The 19,733-nt window shown below is 26.1% G+C and carries 19 protein-coding genes, 3 riboswitches and 1 other annotated feature; of the genes, 7 read left to right on the top strand and 12 right to left on the bottom strand.

What is annotated here, in order from left to right:
* Positions 1-4 precede the first annotated feature (4 nt).
* From mutL to KGF45_RS01165, 6 genes are all read right to left on the bottom strand, one after another.
* Positions 5-1,990, bottom strand: a complete 1,986-nt coding sequence (gene mutL / locus KGF45_RS01190; protein WP_227841637.1) for a DNA mismatch repair endonuclease MutL — start codon at positions 1,988-1,990, stop codon at positions 5-7.
* A 10-nt stretch (positions 1,991-2,000) separates the two neighbouring features.
* Positions 2,001-4,844 carry a DNA mismatch repair protein MutS gene (gene mutS / locus KGF45_RS01185; protein ID WP_227841636.1) on the bottom strand — a complete coding sequence of 948 codons (2,844 nt, stop codon included), beginning with the start codon at positions 4,842-4,844 and terminating at the stop codon, positions 2,001-2,003.
* 162 nt (positions 4,845-5,006) lie between these two features.
* A complete protein-coding gene (locus KGF45_RS01180; RefSeq protein WP_227828005.1) occupies positions 5,007-5,741 on the bottom strand; it encodes an ABC transporter ATP-binding protein in 735 nt (244 codons plus the stop codon).
* Positions 5,710-6,729: an ABC transporter substrate-binding protein gene (locus KGF45_RS01175; RefSeq protein WP_227828004.1), complete on the bottom strand. Its 1,020-nt coding sequence runs from the start codon at positions 6,727-6,729 to the stop codon at positions 5,710-5,712. Before KGF45_RS01175 ends, KGF45_RS01180 begins: the two co-directional genes overlap by 32 nt.
* A 21-nt stretch (positions 6,730-6,750) precedes the next feature.
* Positions 6,751-7,521 (bottom strand): ABC transporter permease, encoded by a 771-nt coding sequence (locus tag KGF45_RS01170; RefSeq protein WP_227828003.1) that lies wholly within the window; start codon positions 7,519-7,521, stop codon positions 6,751-6,753.
* Positions 7,496-7,786 (bottom strand): MTH1187 family thiamine-binding protein, encoded by a 291-nt coding sequence (locus KGF45_RS01165; RefSeq protein WP_227828002.1) that lies wholly within the window; start codon positions 7,784-7,786, stop codon positions 7,496-7,498. The genes KGF45_RS01170 and KGF45_RS01165 overlap by 26 nt, the downstream gene beginning before the upstream one ends.
* Positions 7,787-7,916: 130 nt before the next feature.
* A riboswitch (TPP riboswitch) is annotated at positions 7,917-8,016 on the bottom strand.
* Positions 8,017-8,486: 470 nt separating this feature from the next.
* A riboswitch (cyclic di-GMP riboswitch) is annotated at positions 8,487-8,576 on the top strand.
* 53 nt (positions 8,577-8,629) lie between these two features.
* Between KGF45_RS01165 and KGF45_RS01160 the strand changes: the two genes are divergently transcribed.
* The gene (locus tag KGF45_RS01160) at positions 8,630-8,806 is read left to right on the top strand and encodes a hypothetical protein (RefSeq protein WP_227841635.1); all 177 of its coding nucleotides are present in this window, start codon (positions 8,630-8,632) and stop codon (positions 8,804-8,806) included.
* 90 nt (positions 8,807-8,896) lie between these two features.
* Here the strand turns inward: KGF45_RS01160 and KGF45_RS01155 are convergent, their stop codons facing one another.
* On the bottom strand, positions 8,897-9,253 hold the full coding sequence (locus KGF45_RS01155; RefSeq protein WP_227841634.1) for a winged helix-turn-helix transcriptional regulator: 357 nt from the start codon (positions 9,251-9,253) through the stop codon (positions 8,897-8,899).
* 184 nt (positions 9,254-9,437) lie between these two features.
* Between KGF45_RS01155 and KGF45_RS01150 the strand changes: the two genes are divergently transcribed.
* The 5 genes from KGF45_RS01150 (at position 9,438) to KGF45_RS01130 (ending at position 13,006) form a co-directional block, all read left to right on the top strand.
* Positions 9,438-10,358: a PhzF family isomerase gene (locus KGF45_RS01150; RefSeq protein ID WP_227841633.1), complete on the top strand. Its 921-nt coding sequence runs from the start codon at positions 9,438-9,440 to the stop codon at positions 10,356-10,358.
* Between the two features lie 278 nt (positions 10,359-10,636).
* The gene (locus KGF45_RS01145) at positions 10,637-11,107 is read left to right on the top strand and encodes an aspartate/glutamate racemase family protein (RefSeq protein ID WP_227841632.1); all 471 of its coding nucleotides are present in this window, start codon (positions 10,637-10,639) and stop codon (positions 11,105-11,107) included.
* Complete coding sequence (locus KGF45_RS01140) at positions 11,092-11,334, top strand: hypothetical protein (RefSeq protein ID WP_227841631.1); 243 nt, start codon at positions 11,092-11,094, stop codon at positions 11,332-11,334. The genes KGF45_RS01145 and KGF45_RS01140 overlap by 16 nt, the downstream gene beginning before the upstream one ends.
* A gap of 421 nt (positions 11,335-11,755) precedes the next feature.
* Positions 11,756-12,367, top strand: a complete 612-nt coding sequence (locus KGF45_RS01135; RefSeq protein WP_227841444.1) for an NUDIX hydrolase — start codon at positions 11,756-11,758, stop codon at positions 12,365-12,367.
* Positions 12,368-12,667: 300 nt separating this feature from the next.
* A complete protein-coding gene (locus KGF45_RS01130; protein ID WP_227827994.1) occupies positions 12,668-13,006 on the top strand; it encodes a DUF3784 domain-containing protein in 339 nt (112 codons plus the stop codon).
* A 386-nt stretch (positions 13,007-13,392) separates the two neighbouring features.
* On the opposite strand, the gene miaB is transcribed toward KGF45_RS01130, so the two are convergent.
* The 4 genes from miaB to KGF45_RS01110 form a co-directional block, all read right to left on the bottom strand.
* On the bottom strand, positions 13,393-14,829 hold the full coding sequence (miaB, locus tag KGF45_RS01125) for a tRNA (N6-isopentenyl adenosine(37)-C2)-methylthiotransferase MiaB (RefSeq protein WP_227841630.1): 1,437 nt from the start codon (positions 14,827-14,829) through the stop codon (positions 13,393-13,395).
* A 352-nt stretch (positions 14,830-15,181) separates the two neighbouring features.
* A complete protein-coding gene (locus KGF45_RS01120) occupies positions 15,182-15,733 on the bottom strand; it encodes a tryptophan transporter (protein ID WP_227827992.1) in 552 nt (183 codons plus the stop codon).
* 150 nt (positions 15,734-15,883) lie between these two features.
* Positions 15,884-16,148, bottom strand: a binding site (T-box leader).
* A 282-nt stretch (positions 16,149-16,430) separates the two neighbouring features.
* Positions 16,431-16,829 carry a hypothetical protein gene (locus KGF45_RS01115; protein WP_227827991.1) on the bottom strand — a complete coding sequence of 133 codons (399 nt, stop codon included), beginning with the start codon at positions 16,827-16,829 and terminating at the stop codon, positions 16,431-16,433.
* Positions 16,830-17,149: 320 nt separating this feature from the next.
* Complete coding sequence (locus KGF45_RS01110) at positions 17,150-17,644, bottom strand: AAA family ATPase (RefSeq protein ID WP_227827990.1); 495 nt, start codon at positions 17,642-17,644, stop codon at positions 17,150-17,152.
* A 375-nt stretch (positions 17,645-18,019) separates the two neighbouring features.
* Here KGF45_RS01110 and KGF45_RS01105 point away from each other — a divergent pair, with 375 nt between their 5' ends.
* Entirely contained in the window at positions 18,020-18,550 is a 531-nt protein-coding gene (locus KGF45_RS01105) for a PadR family transcriptional regulator (protein WP_227841629.1), read from the top strand.
* A 245-nt stretch (positions 18,551-18,795) separates the two neighbouring features.
* Here KGF45_RS01105 and KGF45_RS01100 read toward each other — a convergent pair whose 3' ends face one another.
* Positions 18,796-19,278, bottom strand: coding sequence for an SH3 domain-containing protein (locus tag KGF45_RS01100; RefSeq protein WP_227827988.1), 483 nt, complete (start codon positions 19,276-19,278; stop codon positions 18,796-18,798).
* A gap of 85 nt (positions 19,279-19,363) precedes the next feature.
* A riboswitch (cyclic di-GMP riboswitch) is annotated at positions 19,364-19,457 on the bottom strand.
* Positions 19,458-19,733: the final 276 nt, after the last annotated feature.

Here is a 19,733-nt window from a genome sequence, read left to right as displayed (position 1 = left end):
TATTTTACATAATTCTTTTAAACATTTTTTCTATTTCGGTCTTAGAAATTTCAACCATTATTGGTCTTCCATGAGGACACGTAAAAGGATTCTCACAATTTTCTAATTGTTCCAATAAGCTTTTTATCTCAATATCATATATTTTATCGTTTGCTTTTATTGCAGATCTACATGCCATTGATGCAAATCTCTCACCTTTTAAATCATAATTACTTGTAATCTCATCTATATTATCAATTATTTGAAGTATAAACTTTTCAGTTTCTGGAATTCCAAATATAGTTGGAACACATCTTATCATTACATGATTGTTGCCAAAAACTTCTAATTCAAAACCAAATTTCATAAATAACTCTAAATTATTTTCAATTTGAAGCATGTCTACATTTGATACTTCAAGAATTACTGGGTCTAAAAGTATTTGCATATTGATATCTTGTCTATAGAACTTATCCATATATCTCTCATACAAAACTCTTTCATGTGCAGCATGTTGGTCTAGCAAATACATAGAATCATCTTTACTTAGGATTATATAAGTATTAAATACAACCCCAATTACAGAATATCCATATAAGGAAAATTTACGTTTTGAATTAGTTAAATACTCCTCTTCGCTGTCTTTAATACTTTTTTCTAAGTAATGACTGTCTTCATTTTTAGAACTATCAATTTGTTTAGGCCTATCAACTTGAAATTCTTCTTGTATATTGTCATTTACAACCTCTTCTCCTAAATAGCCCGTATTTTTTAATTCATTTTCTATATTTGCATTTAAAACTTCACTTACAGAAGGAAATTCATCTATTGGTTTTTCACTTGATAAACTTACAACTTCAATAAATTCATCTTTCTCTTTAGTTGTATTATTATTTTTTGAATTAGCTTCAACAAAATTATTATTTTTAAATTCATAATCTATACTTTTTTCTCTATTATTAATAGCAATTCGAGGCCGCGTTTTCTTATCATTATACGTAGCATACTTTCCAATAAGGTTAGAGTGTATTAATTTAACTTTTAAAAAATCTCTTAGTTCTATATACACTTCTTGTTCTTTTTCAAATTTAACTTCAAGCTTATTAGGATGTATATTTACATCAATACATGCTGGGTCTACTTCTATATTTAAGAAACAAACAGCATGCTTACCTATTGGAATTATAGATTTATAACTTTCAGTTATTGCATCTATAATTATTTTACTTTTTACAAACCTTTTATTTATATAGATATGTTGCAAATTTTTATTGGAACGATAGATGTTATTATTTCCTATATATCCATCAATTTTAAAGTGATTGCATTTAAATTCTATATTTATTAGGTTTTCTGTTATTTCTTTTCCATATATACTCCTAATAGTATTTATAAGCTTTCCATCACCTGGAGTATTTAACATTTGTTTATTATTATTTGTATATTTAAATTGGACATTAGGATTGCCTATTGCAAGCTTATTTATCAAATCACTTATGTTTATAGTTTCTGCATGAGTAGATTTTAAAAATTTCTGTCTTGCTGGTGTATTAAAGAAAATCTCTTTTATAATGATTGTTGTACCATTAGTAGAACCAATTGGCTCCTTTGAGACTATTTTTCCACCTTCTACAAATATTTTCGTTCCAACCATTTCATCCTTGGTTTTAGTAATCATTTCTAATTTTGATATAGCTGAAATAGATGCTAATGCTTCTCCTCTAAATCCAAGAGAGTACAAATCATATAAATCATCAATTTTTTTTATCTTACTAGTAGCATGTCTTAAAAAGGATTTCTCAACTTCACTTGAAGGTATTCCTATTCCATTATCTGTGATTTTAATTAAAGTTTTTCCTCCATCAATGATATCTATAGAAATCTTATTTGCACCTGCATCAATAGAATTTTCAATTAATTCTTTTAATGCAGAAGATGGTCTTTCTACTACTTCTCCAGCTGCTATTTTATTTATAGTCAAATCATCTAGGATGTTAATTATATTTTTCATTTTTACACCTCTAAGATTTTATTTCTTTTGCTTTTTTTTGAAGACTGTAAAGAGAATTTATAGCATCTAATGGAGTCATATTTAAAATATCTAAGTTTAAAATTTCTTCTGACAATACATCTCTCTTTACACTATCAAAAGATATTTGAGTTAGTGCAACTTCCTTTACAGAATCTTCTTTATTAATTTCTTCTTTACTATCCTTTTTCTTCATTGAACTAACTTCATCGTTTAATGTTTTAAACTTAGAATTTAGTTTATCATAATCCTTTTTCATGTGTTTATAGTCTTTTACTATAAGCTCATGTTCTATTTTTAGAGATTCGTATTTATTTTTAAAATTGCTCTGATTTACCTTAAGCAGTTCTTCATCTAAATCATTATTAATTACAGTAGTTTTTTCTTTATCTCCATTTATTGCTACACTGTTATAAACATGATTTTTTTCCAAATCCTTAAGTATATATTTTGCTCTATCTATAACTTCATCTGGCAATTTAGCTAGTTTAGCAACATATATTCCATAACTCTTATCTGCACCTTGAGGAATTATTTTTCTTAAAAATATTATTCCCTCTCCATCTTCTTTAACTGCTATTGAATAATTTTTAACCTCTTTAAATTCTTCTTCTAAATCAGTAAGTTCATGATAATGTGTTGCAAATAGTGTCTTACATCTAATATTCTTTTGAATATATTCTACTATTGACCATGCTAAACTTATACCATCATAAGTACTGGTTCCACGTCCTATTTCATCTAAAATAACTAAACTTCTTTCGGTAGCATTTTTTAATATAAGAGAGACCTCATTCATCTCTACCATAAAAGTAGACTGACCTTGAGATAAATCATCACTAGCCCCTACTCTTGTAAATATTCTATCTAATATTGGTACATTAGCATATTCTGCTGGAACAAAAGAACCTATATGTGCCATAAGTGCTATTATAGCAGTTTGTCTCATATATGTTGATTTACCAGACATATTAGGACCAGTTATTATGTTAATGATGTTTTCTCCACGATTTAAATATGTATCATTTGGAACGAAATTTTCTTCACCTACTATATTTTCAACAACTGGATGTCTACCATTTCTTATATCAAGTTTATTATTTTCGTTTATCTGTGGTTTTATATAGTTGTTCATGTGAGCAACGGTTGCCAAAGATACGAAAACGTCTATATTAGCTATAATCTTAGCTACTTTTTGTATTCTGTCTATATTTTTATATATAGTATCTCTTATACTTACAAATATCTCATATTCTAGAGATTTAATTTTCTCTTCAGCATGTAGTATCTTTTCTTCTATTTCTTTTAACTCTGGAGTTATATATCTCTCTGCATTACTAAGTGTCTGCTTTCTTATATATGTCTCATCTAGTTTTGCTTGTTTAAAGTTGGCCTTTGTTATTTCTATATAATATCCAAATACTTTATTAAATCCTATTTTTAATGATTTAACTCCTGTTTTTTCTCTTTCTCTATTTTCTATTTCTTTTACAAGAAAAGCACCATTTTTAGAAATATCTCTCAATTCTTTAAGTTCATCACTAAAATCAGATTTAATTATATTCCCATCTTTTATAGTTATTGTAGGTTCTTCCAAAATGGCTTCATCTATTAAACTGTATATATCATCCAACTTGTCCATTTTTGATACATACTCTTTTAATCTATTTGCATTTGATAAGTCTATTGTGTCTTTTAGATTTGGTAATTTTTCTACTGAATTTTTTAAGTGAACTAATTCTTTTGGTGTTACTCTTTCAAATGCTATTTTCCCACATATTCTTTCTATATCATATATATTTTTAAGTATATCGTTTAAGTCTTCTCTTAGTATAAAATCATCTTTTATTTCTTCTATTACATTTAATCTATTTTCAATTTTAGATTTATTTATCAGAGGCTCTTCTACATATTTTCTTAGAAGCCTTCCTCCCATTGCAGTAGATGTTTTATCTAAAACATGTAATAGTGAACCTTTCTTTTTGTTTCCTCTTATAGTCTGAGTAAGTTCTAAATTAGTTCTAGTAAACATATCTAAGACCATGTACTCTGATGAATTGTATATATTTATATTGTTAATATTGGATGTTATCTGCTTTTGAGTGTTATATATATAATTTAGAAGAATTGATAAACTCGATTTTATAAGACCCTTATCATCAAACTTTAATTTTTGTAGATAAGCATCTGGAAAATATTCTTTTAATATATTTATATCTAAATAGTTGTCACTAAAACTTTCATTTATGTATATGTTGCTTACAGTAGCTATATCTCTAAGTTTTTCTATAAAATTCAAATCATTTACAATTATTTCTGTAGGATGAATTTTTGCAATTTCTTCTATTACTTTATCTTCATTTAGATAAGTTGCATTAGTTTCTCCTGTACTTATATCTACATAAGTTAGACCTATATTGGCATCATCTTTGTATAAAGATAATAAATAATTATTTTTTTTATTTTCAAGTAGATTTCCATCTAGAACTGTTCCAGGAGTAATAACCCTTATGACCTCTCTCCTAACAATTCCTTTTGCAGTAGATGGGTCTTCCATTTGCTCACCTATTGCTACTTTATATCCATTTTCTACTAACTTCGATATATATGAATTGGCTGAGTGAAATGGCACTCCACACATAGGAGCACGTTCTTCTAAACCACAGGCTTTCCCTGTTAATGCTATTTCAAGAGCTTTTGAAGCTACTAATGCATCTTCAAAAAACATTTCATAAAAATCTCCCAATCTAAAAAACAGTATACAATCTTTATACCTATTTTTTACTTCAAGATACTGTTTCATCATAGGAGTTAATTTATTCATATCTATTTGCATTATTAAACCTCCTTCTTTTCTAATTAAATATTATATCATAGTAGATGATTATTATTAACATAATATATAAAATTTTGACGTATAACTAAAAAACAATCCAAAATGCTAATTGCACTTTGGATTGTTAGGTTTAATAATCACTAAGTAAAAACGTATAGAATTTTATAATAAAGATATTATCTCTTTTTTCAGTTTAATAACATTTTCAAGATTATCTTCATTTATATTTCTATTATCTATGATAAATTCTTTTTTTACTATTGATGGTTTTTTTGAGATAACATAGATTCTATTTGATAACATTATAGCTTCATCAATATCATGAGTTATAAGAAGTATCGTTGAATTTACTTTTTTCTTAACATCTAAAAGCCATTTTTGCATAGATGTTTTAGTTAATGAATCGAGTGCACCAAAAGGTTCATCTAAAAGCATTATGTCATTAGAATTTATAAAAGTCCTCAAAAAATTAGCTCTTTGTCTCATACCTCCGGAAAGTTCTGCTGGATATTTATACTCATATCCTTCCAAACCAAAAACCTCAAAATAGTGTTTTACCATAGACCTAGCTTTGCCCTTTTTTTCTTTTTTTAGTACCAGTGGAAGAGATACATTATCTATTATAGTTTTATATGGTAAAAGTAAATCTTTTTGATACATGTAACTATAATTACCATTTATGTTTACCATACCACTATTATAGTCTGTCAATTGAGTTATGATGTTAAAGATAGTACTTTTTCCACATCCGCTTGGCCCCAATATAGAAACAAATTCGCCTTCATAAACATCAATACTTATATCTTTTAAAACATCTACATCTTTATATGTCTTTGATACATTTTCTATAGATATTTTTGCTTTTTTATTGTGGTAAGAATTCATTTGTGTAAGCATCACTTGCCTTCATATCCTTATCTATTAATTTATATTCTTTTAAGAATGATGTATAGTTATTCCATACACTATCTTTCATTTCGCCCCATCTTGGTGCATCATCTTTATATTTACTTGCTAAGTATTCTTGACTCTTTATTGCTAATTTTTCATCTACTTCAGGAGCATGCTTTACTAAAATTTTTGCAGCATCTTCAGGGTTTTTTATTGCATATTCATAACCTTTTGTTGTAGCTTTTAAGAATTTCTTAGCAAGTTCTGGGTTGTCTTTAAGCACAGTATCATTAGAAATTATAAGTGGTGTATAATAGTCTAATCTTTCATCTAAGTCTTTTACTGGTATAAAGTTTAAATCATAATCAATTAAATTAGCTTTAACTACATCCCAACCTTCAAATATCCATGCAAAATCTACAGTTTTCATAGCTGCAAAGAAATCATCTTGACCAGTATTAACTATTTTTAATTTATTAAAGTCAGCTCCATTTTTATTCATAACTGCTTTGAAAACAGCTTCTTCTGATGGAGAACCCCAGCCTCCATAAGTTTTTCCTTCAAAATCTTTTGCTGTAGTTATATTTTTTTCTTTTGGAGATGCAAATCCAGAAGTATTGTGTTGTATAACAGTCGCCACAGCTTTTATTGGAAGTGGGTCTTCACTAGTTTTTGCATAAGTGACTTGCTCTTGATAACTTATACCAAAGTCAGCTTTTCCTGTTGCTACTAAAGTCTCAGCTCCACTTTCAGGTGGTTGTACTATTTCAACATCCAAGCCTTCTTCTTTATAGTAACCTTTATCAAGTGCCACAAATAATCCAGTATGATTCGTATTTGGTGTCCAATCAAGTACAAAAGTCACTTTTTTAGAAGAAGTATCTTTACTATTTTTTTTGTCTTTATCACTATTATTTCCAGAAGAACATCCAGTTATTGTTGCTAATATAAGAGCACTTACTAAACCTAATATTCCTAATTTTTTGAAATTCATAATATCCTCCCTCAAATACATTTAATCTTCTAATCTATGTTTTATAACAACTTTTTTTATAGCTTGTACAATTCCTACAAATATTAAACTAAATATAACTACTAATATAGTAGATGCAAATACTTTATCAAGTGCATATGCACTTTTTGACCTTAGCATATAAACACCAAGACCTTTAGTTCCACCTAACCACTCTGCAACAGTTGCTGCCATTACAGCATAAGTAGCCGATATTTTAAGTCCAGAAAAAAATTTATCCATTGACATAGGAAATTTAAGATGAATAAAAGTATTAATCTTATTTGAATTCATAGTCTTAAACAAATTTAAATAATCTTTATCAATATTCTCAATACCATCTACAAAACTTATTAATATAGGAAAAAAACAAGTAAGCGTTACCATCAATATTTTTGGCATTGTCCCAAAGCCAAACCAAATCATAAAAAGTGGAGCTATTATTATTGTAGGTATCATTTGAGTCACTAACATAATAGGATAAAGACATTTTTTTATTATCAATACAAAATCCATTAATATTCCAATTATTAAAGATATTATTATTGCAACTATAAATCCAAATATTGCTTCCCCTATAGTAACCATGGCATGCATGGATAAATTTTGATAATCTTTAAAAAATACATTAATTATATCTATTGGTGTAGGTAGTATATATTGAGGAACCTTTAAAACTTCTACCACAGATTGCCAAAAAATAAGTATAAACAAAAATGTTGCTATTGGATATATACTATTTTTGACTTTATCTATGATTTCTAAGTTTCTCATCTATAGTTAAACCCCCAGCTTTTTCATCTACTCTAGCTACTGTTATAACTCTTTCACATCCAAGATTAAAAGGGATTTTATGCACTTTTTTTAGGAGTTCAAAAACTTCATCAAAATCACCTTCAACAGTAGTACTCATTGCTCCTATTTCACATTTAAGACCGCTGTTTTCAATTTCTGCTATACAAGCATCTACTACTTTATACATTTCTTCTTCACCTTTGTAAGGTCTTAGTGGCATTACTGCTATGTCTGCAATTACCATTTAAATCACTCCTTTTAAAATAATTAATACCTACTAGGTATATTTTGTTTTTTATTAAAATATTTAATAGATAAAAACATAGTATATTTAAATAAAATAAAAGTCTTATCCAAAATAGGATAAGACTTATTTTTATCTTTACTGGTCTCCCTACACTGGCATTATCCAAACAGGTTCAAAGGGTCGAGATAAAATCTCCTCTCAGCGTATTAGCTCCCCGAAATATATTATATCTTTTCTACTTGATTATACTACACTTATTATATTTTAACAAATTTTTTATTTATATTATATATTTTATCTGTATTAAAATTTACAAAACTATATAATAGTTTATGATTTATTATCTTTATCCTCACTAATTTTTTTAAAATTTCAGTAACCCTCTTTTACTTACTATAACTTTATTCTGTCGATACTATTATTTTTGATATAATAGATTTTTATACACATATATTGATTATCTATACTCTTTTTAATATATTGACCACTTCTTATTGATTAAGTTTGTGTTACTTCATCAATATAATTCAAATAAATTAATAATATAAATTTACAGTTCCTTTTACACAATAAGCTTTATTACATAATTTACTTGTATGTTTTATTTTTAAAGGACAAAATAACTTTTATATTTAATTTTTTTAGTTTATATATTGAAAAACAAAACGTTTTCCTGTAATATTATAATCGTAGAATAAAACTAAATAGGCAAAACTAGAGAAATTTAGTGACGCAAAGCTATAGGGACTAACACTTATAAAATAAGTTATGTCAGCCAGTTGCCAAAAAGATATTTTCTTTTTGTTTTTTATGAAAGTTTTTTAGGGGGATAAATAATATATGTTTATAAATAAAATGGATAGATGTACGCATATACTAACTGCCTATATATGCAGTTCATATGATTACTGTAATTTTATAGATACGCAGTTAAACGATTTTATACTAGAGTATGGTGAAAATGTTGTGGAATCTTGTTTACATCAAGTGATGGTATTGGTAAGTAAGTATAATTAAATGGATTTTATTTTCTAGAAAACCCTTTTTAGTTTTATCTACATTTTAAATGCATCATTGATATAAAATTGATTAAACATACAACTAAGTTTATTTTATATACTGTTTACCCCAATTACATAACTCTAATAATATAAACTCTAATGACTTTCCACGCTTAGTAGCAGAATATTCAACTTTAGGTGGAATAGTTGGATAAGAAATTCTCTTAATCAATCCATCTCTTTCAAGATGTTTCAATTCCTGCGATAATATTTTATGACTTATATGAGTAATTTCTTGTTTTAACTGGCCATAACGTATTGGTTCCTGCTTTAGAACATGCCATAAAATAATTGCTCTCCATTTACTTCCTATTACAGTCATAGTAAAACCTATTGAACAGTTAAAATCCTTCTGCCTATTTATAATGTCTGGAAATTCTTCAATATTGTTATTGATATTCATATTAATCCTCTCTTTCAAAATGGTAAGTAACTAATAAAAAAGTGCGTTCTTGTCTAAAATACTACTTTGCAATATAATTTTGATTATACTATAGAACATATCACAATGCCATAATTTAAATTAACAACTATTCAATATCTCCTACATGAAAAATTACTATAACTTTTAGAAAGGAATGTATTTAATGAATAAGATATTTCGTCTTTATCAAGTTGATTCGTTTACAAAAGAAAAATTTACAGGTAATCCAGCTGGAGTAATTACAAATGCTGATGGCCTATCTGAATTACAAATGCAAAAAATAGCACGAGAACTAAATAATTCAGAAACAGCTTTCATATTCAACAGCTTTAATGAGGATTATGATGTACATATCAGATTTTCTACACCATCTAATGAAGTCCCAATATGTGGTCATGCTACTATTGCTGCTCATTACTCACGAGCATTAGAAAATCAACTAGACAGTACTAGAATTTTACAGAAAACAGGCGCAGGAATATTACCAGTAGATATTATTCAAAAAGACAATGATTATGATATAGTTATGACACAAGGAAAAATTGAAGTAGAAGAACCATTGAATCAAGAGTATCAGGAGAGATTATTTCATGCATTAGGTATTTCAAAAGAAGAAATACGTACAGATTGCCCTATTGCTATAGCATCTACAGGCCATTCAAAAGCTATGATTGGTATTACAAAACTCTCAACATTACATAATATATCTCCAAACTTATCTGAACTATCAAGTATAAGTCAGGAAATAGGCTGTAACGGCTATTATGTTTTTACACTACATAATGAAAAACAAAATATAGAAACATTACAAGTAAATGGGAGGATGTTTGCTCCTGCAATTGGTATTTCAGAGGATCCTGTTACAGGAAATGCTAATGGACCTTTAGGAGCATATCTTGTGCACTATAAATTGGTGCCTATACATAACTCAGAGTTGGTATTTGGAGCAGTACAAGGTGAAGCAATAGGACGTAAAGGAAGAATGGTTGTAAAAGTAATTATATTAGAAGGAAAACCCATTGAAGTGAAGATAGTTGGCCAAGCAGTTGTCGCATTTTCTTCTACAATAGAAATTGAGTGCTAAATATATGTTAATATCATATTTATAATTTTTCATAATTATAGGATAATTTTCAAAATAAATCAAAAATACCCAATTTTTTTCATAATTATGCTACAATCGTTAAGTAATACAAAAGTACATATGATTTCTTCACCTTTTTTAGGTAATGCGTAAATCAAGAATTGTGGACAAATGTACATTACTTAAAAGGAGTTGTCTTCAAGACAAGTTCATATAAGCTGTTTTTCTACTTTAAGATATAAAAAATAGACTATACAAAACTTAAGGAGATTATTTGAATGAACAAAAAATTAATTGGAATTTTAGCTGGTATGGGCCCAAGGTCAACAGCACCATTTGTTGATTTAATTATTGATGAATGTCAGTCTCAATACGGAGCGAAGTACGATGAAGAGTTTCCTGAAATTATGATATATTCCTTACCTACTCCATTTTATATTGACCGCCCAATAAATCATGAACTTATGAAAAAAACTATCATTAAGGGTCTAAAAAAACTTGAATCCGTTGGGGCAAACTTTATTGCGATGCCATACAACTCAGCTCATATATATTTTAAAGAATTGAAAGAATCAATAAGTATTCCATTATTAAATATTGTAGAAGAAACTGTTAAAGATTTACCTTATACTCCACAAAAAGTAACTCTACTTTCAACAAGTTCAACATTTGAATCTAAAATTTATCAAAAAGGTATAACAGATGCTGGTCATAAATTTATATTTAAAGATGAATGGCAAAAAAGATAAATGCTCTTATCCAAAATATCAAAACAGATAAGAATAATCCACAAAATATCAATATTTTGAATGAACTTCTAGAAAGTGTAAAATTTGAATCTATTGAAAATATAGTAATTGCTTGCACTGATTTAAATGTTGTCTTAGAAAAGATACAACCATCAATTAATATTATTGATTCGTCAAAATGTTTAGCAGAGTCAGTTATTAAGAAATATTTAGAATTAGAGAAATAGAATTCACTCTATTTTTAATTCATAAATATTTTAGATAAATTATTCATGAAAAAGTAAAGTGATAAAATAATCTTACCACTTTACTTTTTTATGAATACTGACTTTTTTATTTTTGATGATGATTCTAAAGTAAAATTCACCTTAAATGAGATTGTAAAAATAAAAAAATGAATGTCAGTTAAAGTAAAAATATATTTTTCAATTAAATGTTAAAAAACTATTTTATAATAACTTAGTTTAAACATTGCTAAAATTAAATACTTTAGTATTTGTTAATACTTGTTAATATATATTTATTGATTTATTATATAATAATATAGATATTACTATATATTGAATTAGATAAATATAATTATATATATATTGTTATTGTCGGAATTTAATTCTATATTTTTTAATAATATTATTTTAGGAGGAAAAAATGATAAACAATATTAAAAATAAATTTAAAGATTACAAACCATATATAAACGGTTATGAAAATATGAAAAGAGCATCTGTATTAATTCCAATAGTAGAAATAAATAACATACATCATATATTATTTGAAGTTCGCTCAAAAAATTTAAAGCATCAACCCAATGAAATTTCTTTTCCAGGTGGAAAAATAGAGTCTAACGAAACTCCTTATGAAGCCGTTATTAGAGAGACATGTGAGGAACTTGGAACTTTTAATGACAATATAGAAGTTATAGCAAGTCTTGACTTACTTATAACGCCTGTAAAATTTATAATACATCCCTATTTAGGATATATAAAGAACATCAATAATTTAAATATAAATAAGGGTGAAGTTGACCATACTTTTTTGGTACCTATAAAATATCTTTTAGAAAATCCTCCAAATACCTATAATAATACAGTCAAAGTTTTTCCTGATGAAAATCTTCCATATGGTTCAATTCCAAATCAAAAAGATTATAAATTTGAAAGTGGAAGTTATCCTGTTCTATTTTATAAATATAAAGATTATGTAATTTGGGGAATAACAGCAAAGATATTAGAAAATTTTTTAAATTTCTTATCAGAATAATACTTGTATTCAAATACTCAAATTTTTATATACGAAGTTTTTAAAATTTTCTAAATTTAAAATTCTAAAAAAGATATGAAATTATATTTTATACTTGATTATTGTTCAATTATTATTACACAATTTTTGATACAATTTCAAGCTAAGCACTATTTATTAATATCACACTATAAATAAATTATAGTATGATAATATATCTAATAAGATTAAGATATGAAATAAATGATTTTAATGTATGTTTATGGTAAAATATTAATAAACAAGTAAACTGATAAATCAGAGTATATGGAGGTGCTTATAATGTTTGCAGTAGGATTCACAGTTATAATTGCAATTGCCTCTTTCATTTTAAGTATATTGTTATTTAATGGAAAAGCAAGTATGTTATTAGCAGGTTATAATACTATGAGTGATAAAGAAAAAGCTCGATATGATGTAAAAAAACTATGTAGAAGTTCTAGTATTGTTACTTTTATTGTATCTATAATGTTATTTATCATGTCATTTTTGGGATATAGAGTAGAGAGTGGACAAATGGATGAAAAAAAAATGCTTCCATTTGCTGTAATATTTATAATAGTTATACTTGCTAGTGTGCTTTTCAACATCTATTACTCTAATAAGAAATGTAAAAAATAAAAATTAGTAAGTAGCAGTTAATTGTGAAAGATTGACTGCTTTTTTATGTCTATTAGATATTTTAGCATTTAAAAATCTCTATAAAAATAACATATATAAACTTATAATGGTATAGTTGCCTTTCCTGCATGCCCATAGTCTATTATATAATATTTTAGTATATATAAAGAAATACTAAATATAGTTAGGTAAGCTTTGATAAAATAGAATAAAAAATAGATGTACAATTAATTTACATCCTATATCAAATTTATTTTTATTTATAATAGAAACTGAAATTAGCATAATATATATGATATGTTCTTAAAATTAAAAAATTTAATATATTTTGTTTTATAGTACATCTATTTCAATTGGTTTACATAATTTTATTATTTTATACAGTATTAATCATTTACTAGTACACCATTCAATGAAAATGTTCTAGGTTCAGTGATTTTAACCATAACTAATTTTCCAATTAAATCATTACTTCCACCTTCAAAATTTACAAGTTTATTTTGTCTAGTTCTACCAGCAAATTTATTTTCATTATTTTTGCTTCTTCCTTCGACCAAAACTTCAACTACTCTATTTTTATATTCATCATTTATCTCTGCTGAGATTCTATTTACTGCTTCTAATACTCTATTAAATCTTTGATGTTTTATTTCTTCTGGTATCTGATTTTCCATTTTAGCAGCAGGAGTTCCCTGTCTCTTAGAATAAATAAATGTAAATGCTGAATCATATCTAACTTTTTCAACCACATCTAGAGTATCTTCTAAATCTTCTTCTGTTTCTCCTGGAAAACCTATCATTAAGTCTGTTGAAAAAGCAATATCTGGCACTTCTTTTTTAGCCTTTTCTATTATTTCTAGATAATATTCCTTTGTATAATGTCTATTCATTTTTTTTAGAAGACTACTACTTCCGCATTGTATTGGTAAATGTAAAAATTCACACACCTTGTCACAATCTCTAATTGCATATATCACCTCATCAGATATGTCTTTAGGATGAGATGTCATAAATCTAACTCTTTCAATTCCCTCTATATCATTAACTTTTCTTAAAAGTTCTGAGAATGCAACTGGATTTTCAAGTGTTTTTCCATACGAGTCTACATTTTGTCCAAGCAAAGTTATTTCTTTTGTTCCATTTGAAACAAGCTCTTTTATCTCGTTAATTATATCTTCAGGTATTCTACTTCTTTCTCTTCCTCTTGTATATGGAACTATACAATAGGTACAGAAATTATTGCATCCATACATTATATTTACAAATGCTTTTAATTCAAATTTTCTATTACTTCTAAGACCTTCTATTACTTCTCCATCTACATCCCATACATCTACTAACATCTTGTCAGAATTTATTGATTCTGTAAGTAATTGTGGAAATTTATATAGATTATGTGTTCCAAATACAAGGTCTACATGTTTGTATTTTTTTCTTAGTTCTTCTACAACATGTGGTTGTTGCATCATACATCCACACACAGCTATTTTCATGTTTGGATTTTTTCCTTTTAGATGCTTTAACTGACCTAAATTTCCATACACTTTTAGCTCTGCATTTTCTCTTACTGCACATGTGTTATATATTATTAGATCACTTTCTTCAACTATCATTGACATTTGGTATCCCATTTCTTCTAACATTGAACAAAGTTTTTCTGAATCATGTTCATTCATTTGACATCCAAAGGTTTGAGTAAACACGAGTTTTCTCTTTCCTGTTCTGTTGAAGTACTCTTCATTTTGTCTGTGTATTTGTTCTATATATTTATCTTGTTCTTGTATTTTCTCTATAGGTATTGTTACTTGTTTTCTTTTACTCACGTCTATTCCTCCTAGTTAATTTCTTATATTACACATAACCTTAATTATATCAAATAAGAAAAATCTTTTAAAGGTATTATTAAAGTTTTAAGTATAATAAAAGACAGCTCAATGCTGTCCTTGATTATACTTTACTTTTATATAAAAATAGATTTTAAATCAATCCATTTACAATTCTACAAAATATATTTCTATTGATATCTAATAATGTACTCAGTTTATACTATACAAGTATATTAAATTAATCTTATTTAAGAAAATGAAATAATTATAATGTCTTTATAAAATAAACTTTTTATCATATCAAATAGATTTTAAATAAAATATTATAAATCATATATCTAATCAAATTTTAACTTTGGTAACTAACCCTTCTTATTGATAAATTAACAATCTTGAATAAAAATATTCCTGCAACTAAATTTATTAAAACAGTTGGTAATACTATTGTTAAGAATAAAGCTGCAAAAGAAGCTCCTGGAAGACCAACTATAGCTTGAGCAGCTAACAAAAAGATTGCTCCACTCACAAGTGTTCCTATTGGCATTATAATTGAAACTACTATAGTATCCTGTGTTTTTTTGGATAAGTTTTTTATAAAAGGCATTCTATAGCTAACATATATTAATAAAAATACTATATTTGCTGTAAGGGTTTTATCTATTATATTAGGAACTTGACCTCCTGGGAAACTTGATGTAAGCGCTGTAAATATACCTGTTACTATTCCTGCTATTAAGCAAGTTTTATAGTCATCTCTATTTAAAACTAATATTACAAATAACATTGTTAGTGGTATATCTGGTTTCATTGGTAATCCTATAGCAGGTGTAATTTGATGTATTAGTAATCCTATTGCTAAAAGTATTGCATTTAAAGTTAGTTTTTTTGTATTTGTTTTCATTTCTGTATTTCCTCCTAATTTTTTAATTTTTAATTTATTTTTTTGCCAGTCTTCTAAATCATCCTCTTTAGCTTTAGAAATTCATAACATCTATTTCACCACCTTCTACATATCGAATTTTTCGTAAAATAAAAAAACTCCGTCCTAAATTAATAGGACGGAGATTATCCGCGTTGCCACCTAAATTATATAAAAATTTAATATAAAACTCAATTTTTATATATCTCATTATCAGGTACTTACATACCCTATTCGCTATAACGTGCGACTGACGATAAAGTCTACTCTCAAAAATATGATTTTGATTTACTCCTCTAAGGCCCATTCATCAAATTTTTTCTTGCCAAGATTCCACCATCCTTAGCTCTCTATATTGAACCTAAATTTAACTACTCTTCCTTGTCATAGGATTTAATTTATTATATATTGTTTTACCATTAAAATAATGATATTACTTTTCCTAAAAAATGTCAATATATTTTTATAATTTTTTAAATATACTTCTTCTAAAACTATTTTCTAAAAAATAATACTAATAAAAATCAATACTAATTTCTTTCTTAAAATTTTATACCTAATTCCAACTTTTTAAATTTTATTTTCAATAATTTAATTCATTTTCCTATCATTTATCTAGCTCTTTTATGTAATTTTTGAATTATTCTTAATAAAACTCTACTAATTCTATTTTTATATTTTAATAAAATCTTTTCTTATTTCTTTTAATGAATATTACTATTACTATAGCTATAATGATAAATATCACTATTACTAACAATATCAACTTTGATATTATACTGTGTCTTTTTATATTTCTGTTACTATGTTTATTTCTAATTCCACTTCTATACCTTCTATTACTTGTACTTCGTTTTTTTAGTTTTATTTTACTTTTATTTGACCTACTACTTCTATGTCTTTTTCTAGATTTAATAGTCCTAAACTTAGCATTACTAGATGTATAGTTCGTTTGTGTTGAGTAAACAGATGTACTAAAATCGTTAATAATTTCAGCTTCTACTTGAAGTGGATTTACAATACTGATTAACAGTAAAAAACATATGATTACCCTAATCAATTTTTTCTTTTTTTTCATTTCTTTTCCCCTCATAAAAAATTTATATCTATTTTATTATAATATATACTCACTCAAAAACTACAAATTTTTTCAAATTTCTAATTTATTTTATATTAGATATATTTTTTTATTAAAAATACTTCTAATAATATTAGAAAAATATTAAAATTTGACTATATTTTTTATATGTTTTTTCACCCTTATTCTTCATCCAACTAGAACAGTAGGACTTGCACAAATAAAAGTAAGTAATAAATTCCTTTTTTACACTTCTCAATCAACAGAGGAATGTTCAACAATACTATACTATCATTAACATTGGAGTTAAAACTAAAATTTTACAATTCAGATATCTCTTCGACAATCTCTTTGACAGACTTATTAGAAACATTAATTTTAGTTGTTGCTAATCTTTCATACAATGGTAAATAGTTGACACTTCTTTCTATTACATCAGTAAAACGCAAACCTTCATCTACATCTCTCTTCAACCTTTTTCTCAGTACAGTTTCATCACAAATTAAAGAAATCTTTATTATTCTATAATCCGATATATCTAGACAAGATATAATAGTATCAATAATACTTTGTTCATGCATTACCCAACAGAAAATAATATTCTCAAAAGCACTACATTTTATAAAGTTATTCAACAATGAACAAATATTTGAAAGAACCATTTTTTTCGTTTCACCAGTAATTTGAAATGGATGCATATCCCAACACCAATCACCATCAAGAAAAACACTATTTTTCAAGATTAATTTTAGAGACTGGCATACTGTTGTTTTGCCTACTCCCATTGTACCACCAATAATATAAATATTTTTCATTCATTTCACCTTTCAAAGTTCAATTTATTTGTTAGTCATATTTTATCACATCAACATATAAAAATCATACTTTAACATCTATCATATTATTCACACCATATACAATTGCTTTGTTGTCTTTAGTTATCTTATATTCATTCCTAAATGGCTTAAGTAGAAAATTAAACTTATAAATCATTTTTTATCACTTAAATTCTTGAAATAATTAAATTAAACTTTATACATTTATTAATTTGTAGCATAATCCATATTCATGCTTTCTTTTATCAAAATTCCATGATACAATAATACTGCTAGATAATAGTAGTTTAATATAGAACTAATATATATATATAGTTATATAATAATAAATATCAAAAAGGAGAGTGAATTGTAATGTTATCAAAACCAGCAACAATGCTTTTAGGCCTAATAAATGAAAAACCTCTTAATGCCTATGAAATTATAAAAGTGTTAGAATACATGAATGTAAAGTACTGGTTTAATATCGCAGACTCAACCGTATATACTACAATTAAGACTTTAGAAAAAAGAGGATTGATTTTAGGTACTGTTAAAAAGGATGGTAATATGCCAGACAAAACAGTTTACACAATCACAGAAAAAGGAAGTATAGAATTTCATGATACTTTGAGAAATTCTATTTTGAAATTCGATTATGACACTAATATTTTTTCTATTACAGCATTCTTTATTGAATGCCTAGGAAAAGAAGAAAGAAAAAATCTTTTAGAAAAACGATTAGAAATTTTAAATCAATATCTAACAGGAATTAAGCAAAAAGATGATGATGATTGGAAAAAGGAAGTTAGTGAATTTCATGTTGCTAATGTAAAACGTATGATTGATATAGTATTAGCAGAGATTTCTGGGACAAAAAGATTATTAGCTGTTTATAAAGGTTAAACAAAAACTGTAAATAATGTCTTTCCACATATAATTCATAGTCTACTGTTTTGTATTTATTTCATTTACTCTTCTTTCATAGATATAGAAAGGGCACCTCATATGAAGTGCCAATCTATATTATATTCATTTTTATTTATTGCCTTTAGTTATTGTATAAGAGCTATTTCTCAATATATTTTCATATAGCCTTATGACAACTTGCATTTATAGTATTCTTTTTTTATAAAGCTTATTATATATGATTATGCCAAAGTCGAATATTCTTCTACATACTGACTATATACATATCCGGAATATCTTTTCCCATTTTTGTGGATATTAATTCTTGACCATTTTCCAACACTATAACAGACTTCAACTTTAAAACCATCGGGAATTGTAGTTATTATTTTTGAATCTGTTGTTCTGTCATTTCTTAATTCTAGATTTAAACCATTAGTTTTTATATTTCCTATGTAATTTCTTTTTCTGCTTTCTAGAATATTATTACTTTTAGTGTTGCTCAATTTCTCTAAATATTTATAGAGTAACCAACCTTTGTCATAATTACTTTCAACTTCTGCCCATTTTCCATCTACACAATTTAACTTAACCATTTTTCCTTCTGGTATGCTTTTTAATTTCATACTGTTTATATCTGGTTTCTCTCTTAAATTCAATTTAATCTTAGTCTTAAAATTGAGGTTAGATTCATCAAAGTTTTTTAACATTAATTCAGATATCATTTCAAGCCCTCCTCTTGCCAAATTTTAAGTTATTAAAAATACCTAACTCTTAAAAAATAAATTTAACAAAAATAATTATTATCTTTTTGGCAACTGGCTGACATGACCTTTATTATATAAAGATTTTAGTCCCTATAGCTTTGCGTCATTAGATTTATCTAATATTGCCTATATCTGAATAATAACACAAATTAAATATTTAAAAAATAATATTCCCTCAAATTTTATATTAATTAAATATAAATTCAATTTTTAATTAATAATAAATAAAAAATATCTTTATATTACTAAATAAATTATTATTCTCTATAAGTCATCTATAAAATAGTGATTTACCTAACATATAATTTTTTTAAAGCTTACTTGACAAAAGAAGTATAACACTGTATCATTATTATAAACCGACGGTCAGTCTATTTTCCAAAGATAATTATAACATGTCTATATATTTGTAT

The organism is Clostridioides sp. ZZV14-6154 (assembly GCF_020657785.1).
Taxonomy (GTDB): Bacteria; Bacillota; Clostridia; order Peptostreptococcales; family Peptostreptococcaceae; genus Clostridioides.
Note: the sequence above shows the minus strand (reverse complement) of the source record. Positions and strands in the feature narration are given on the sequence as shown.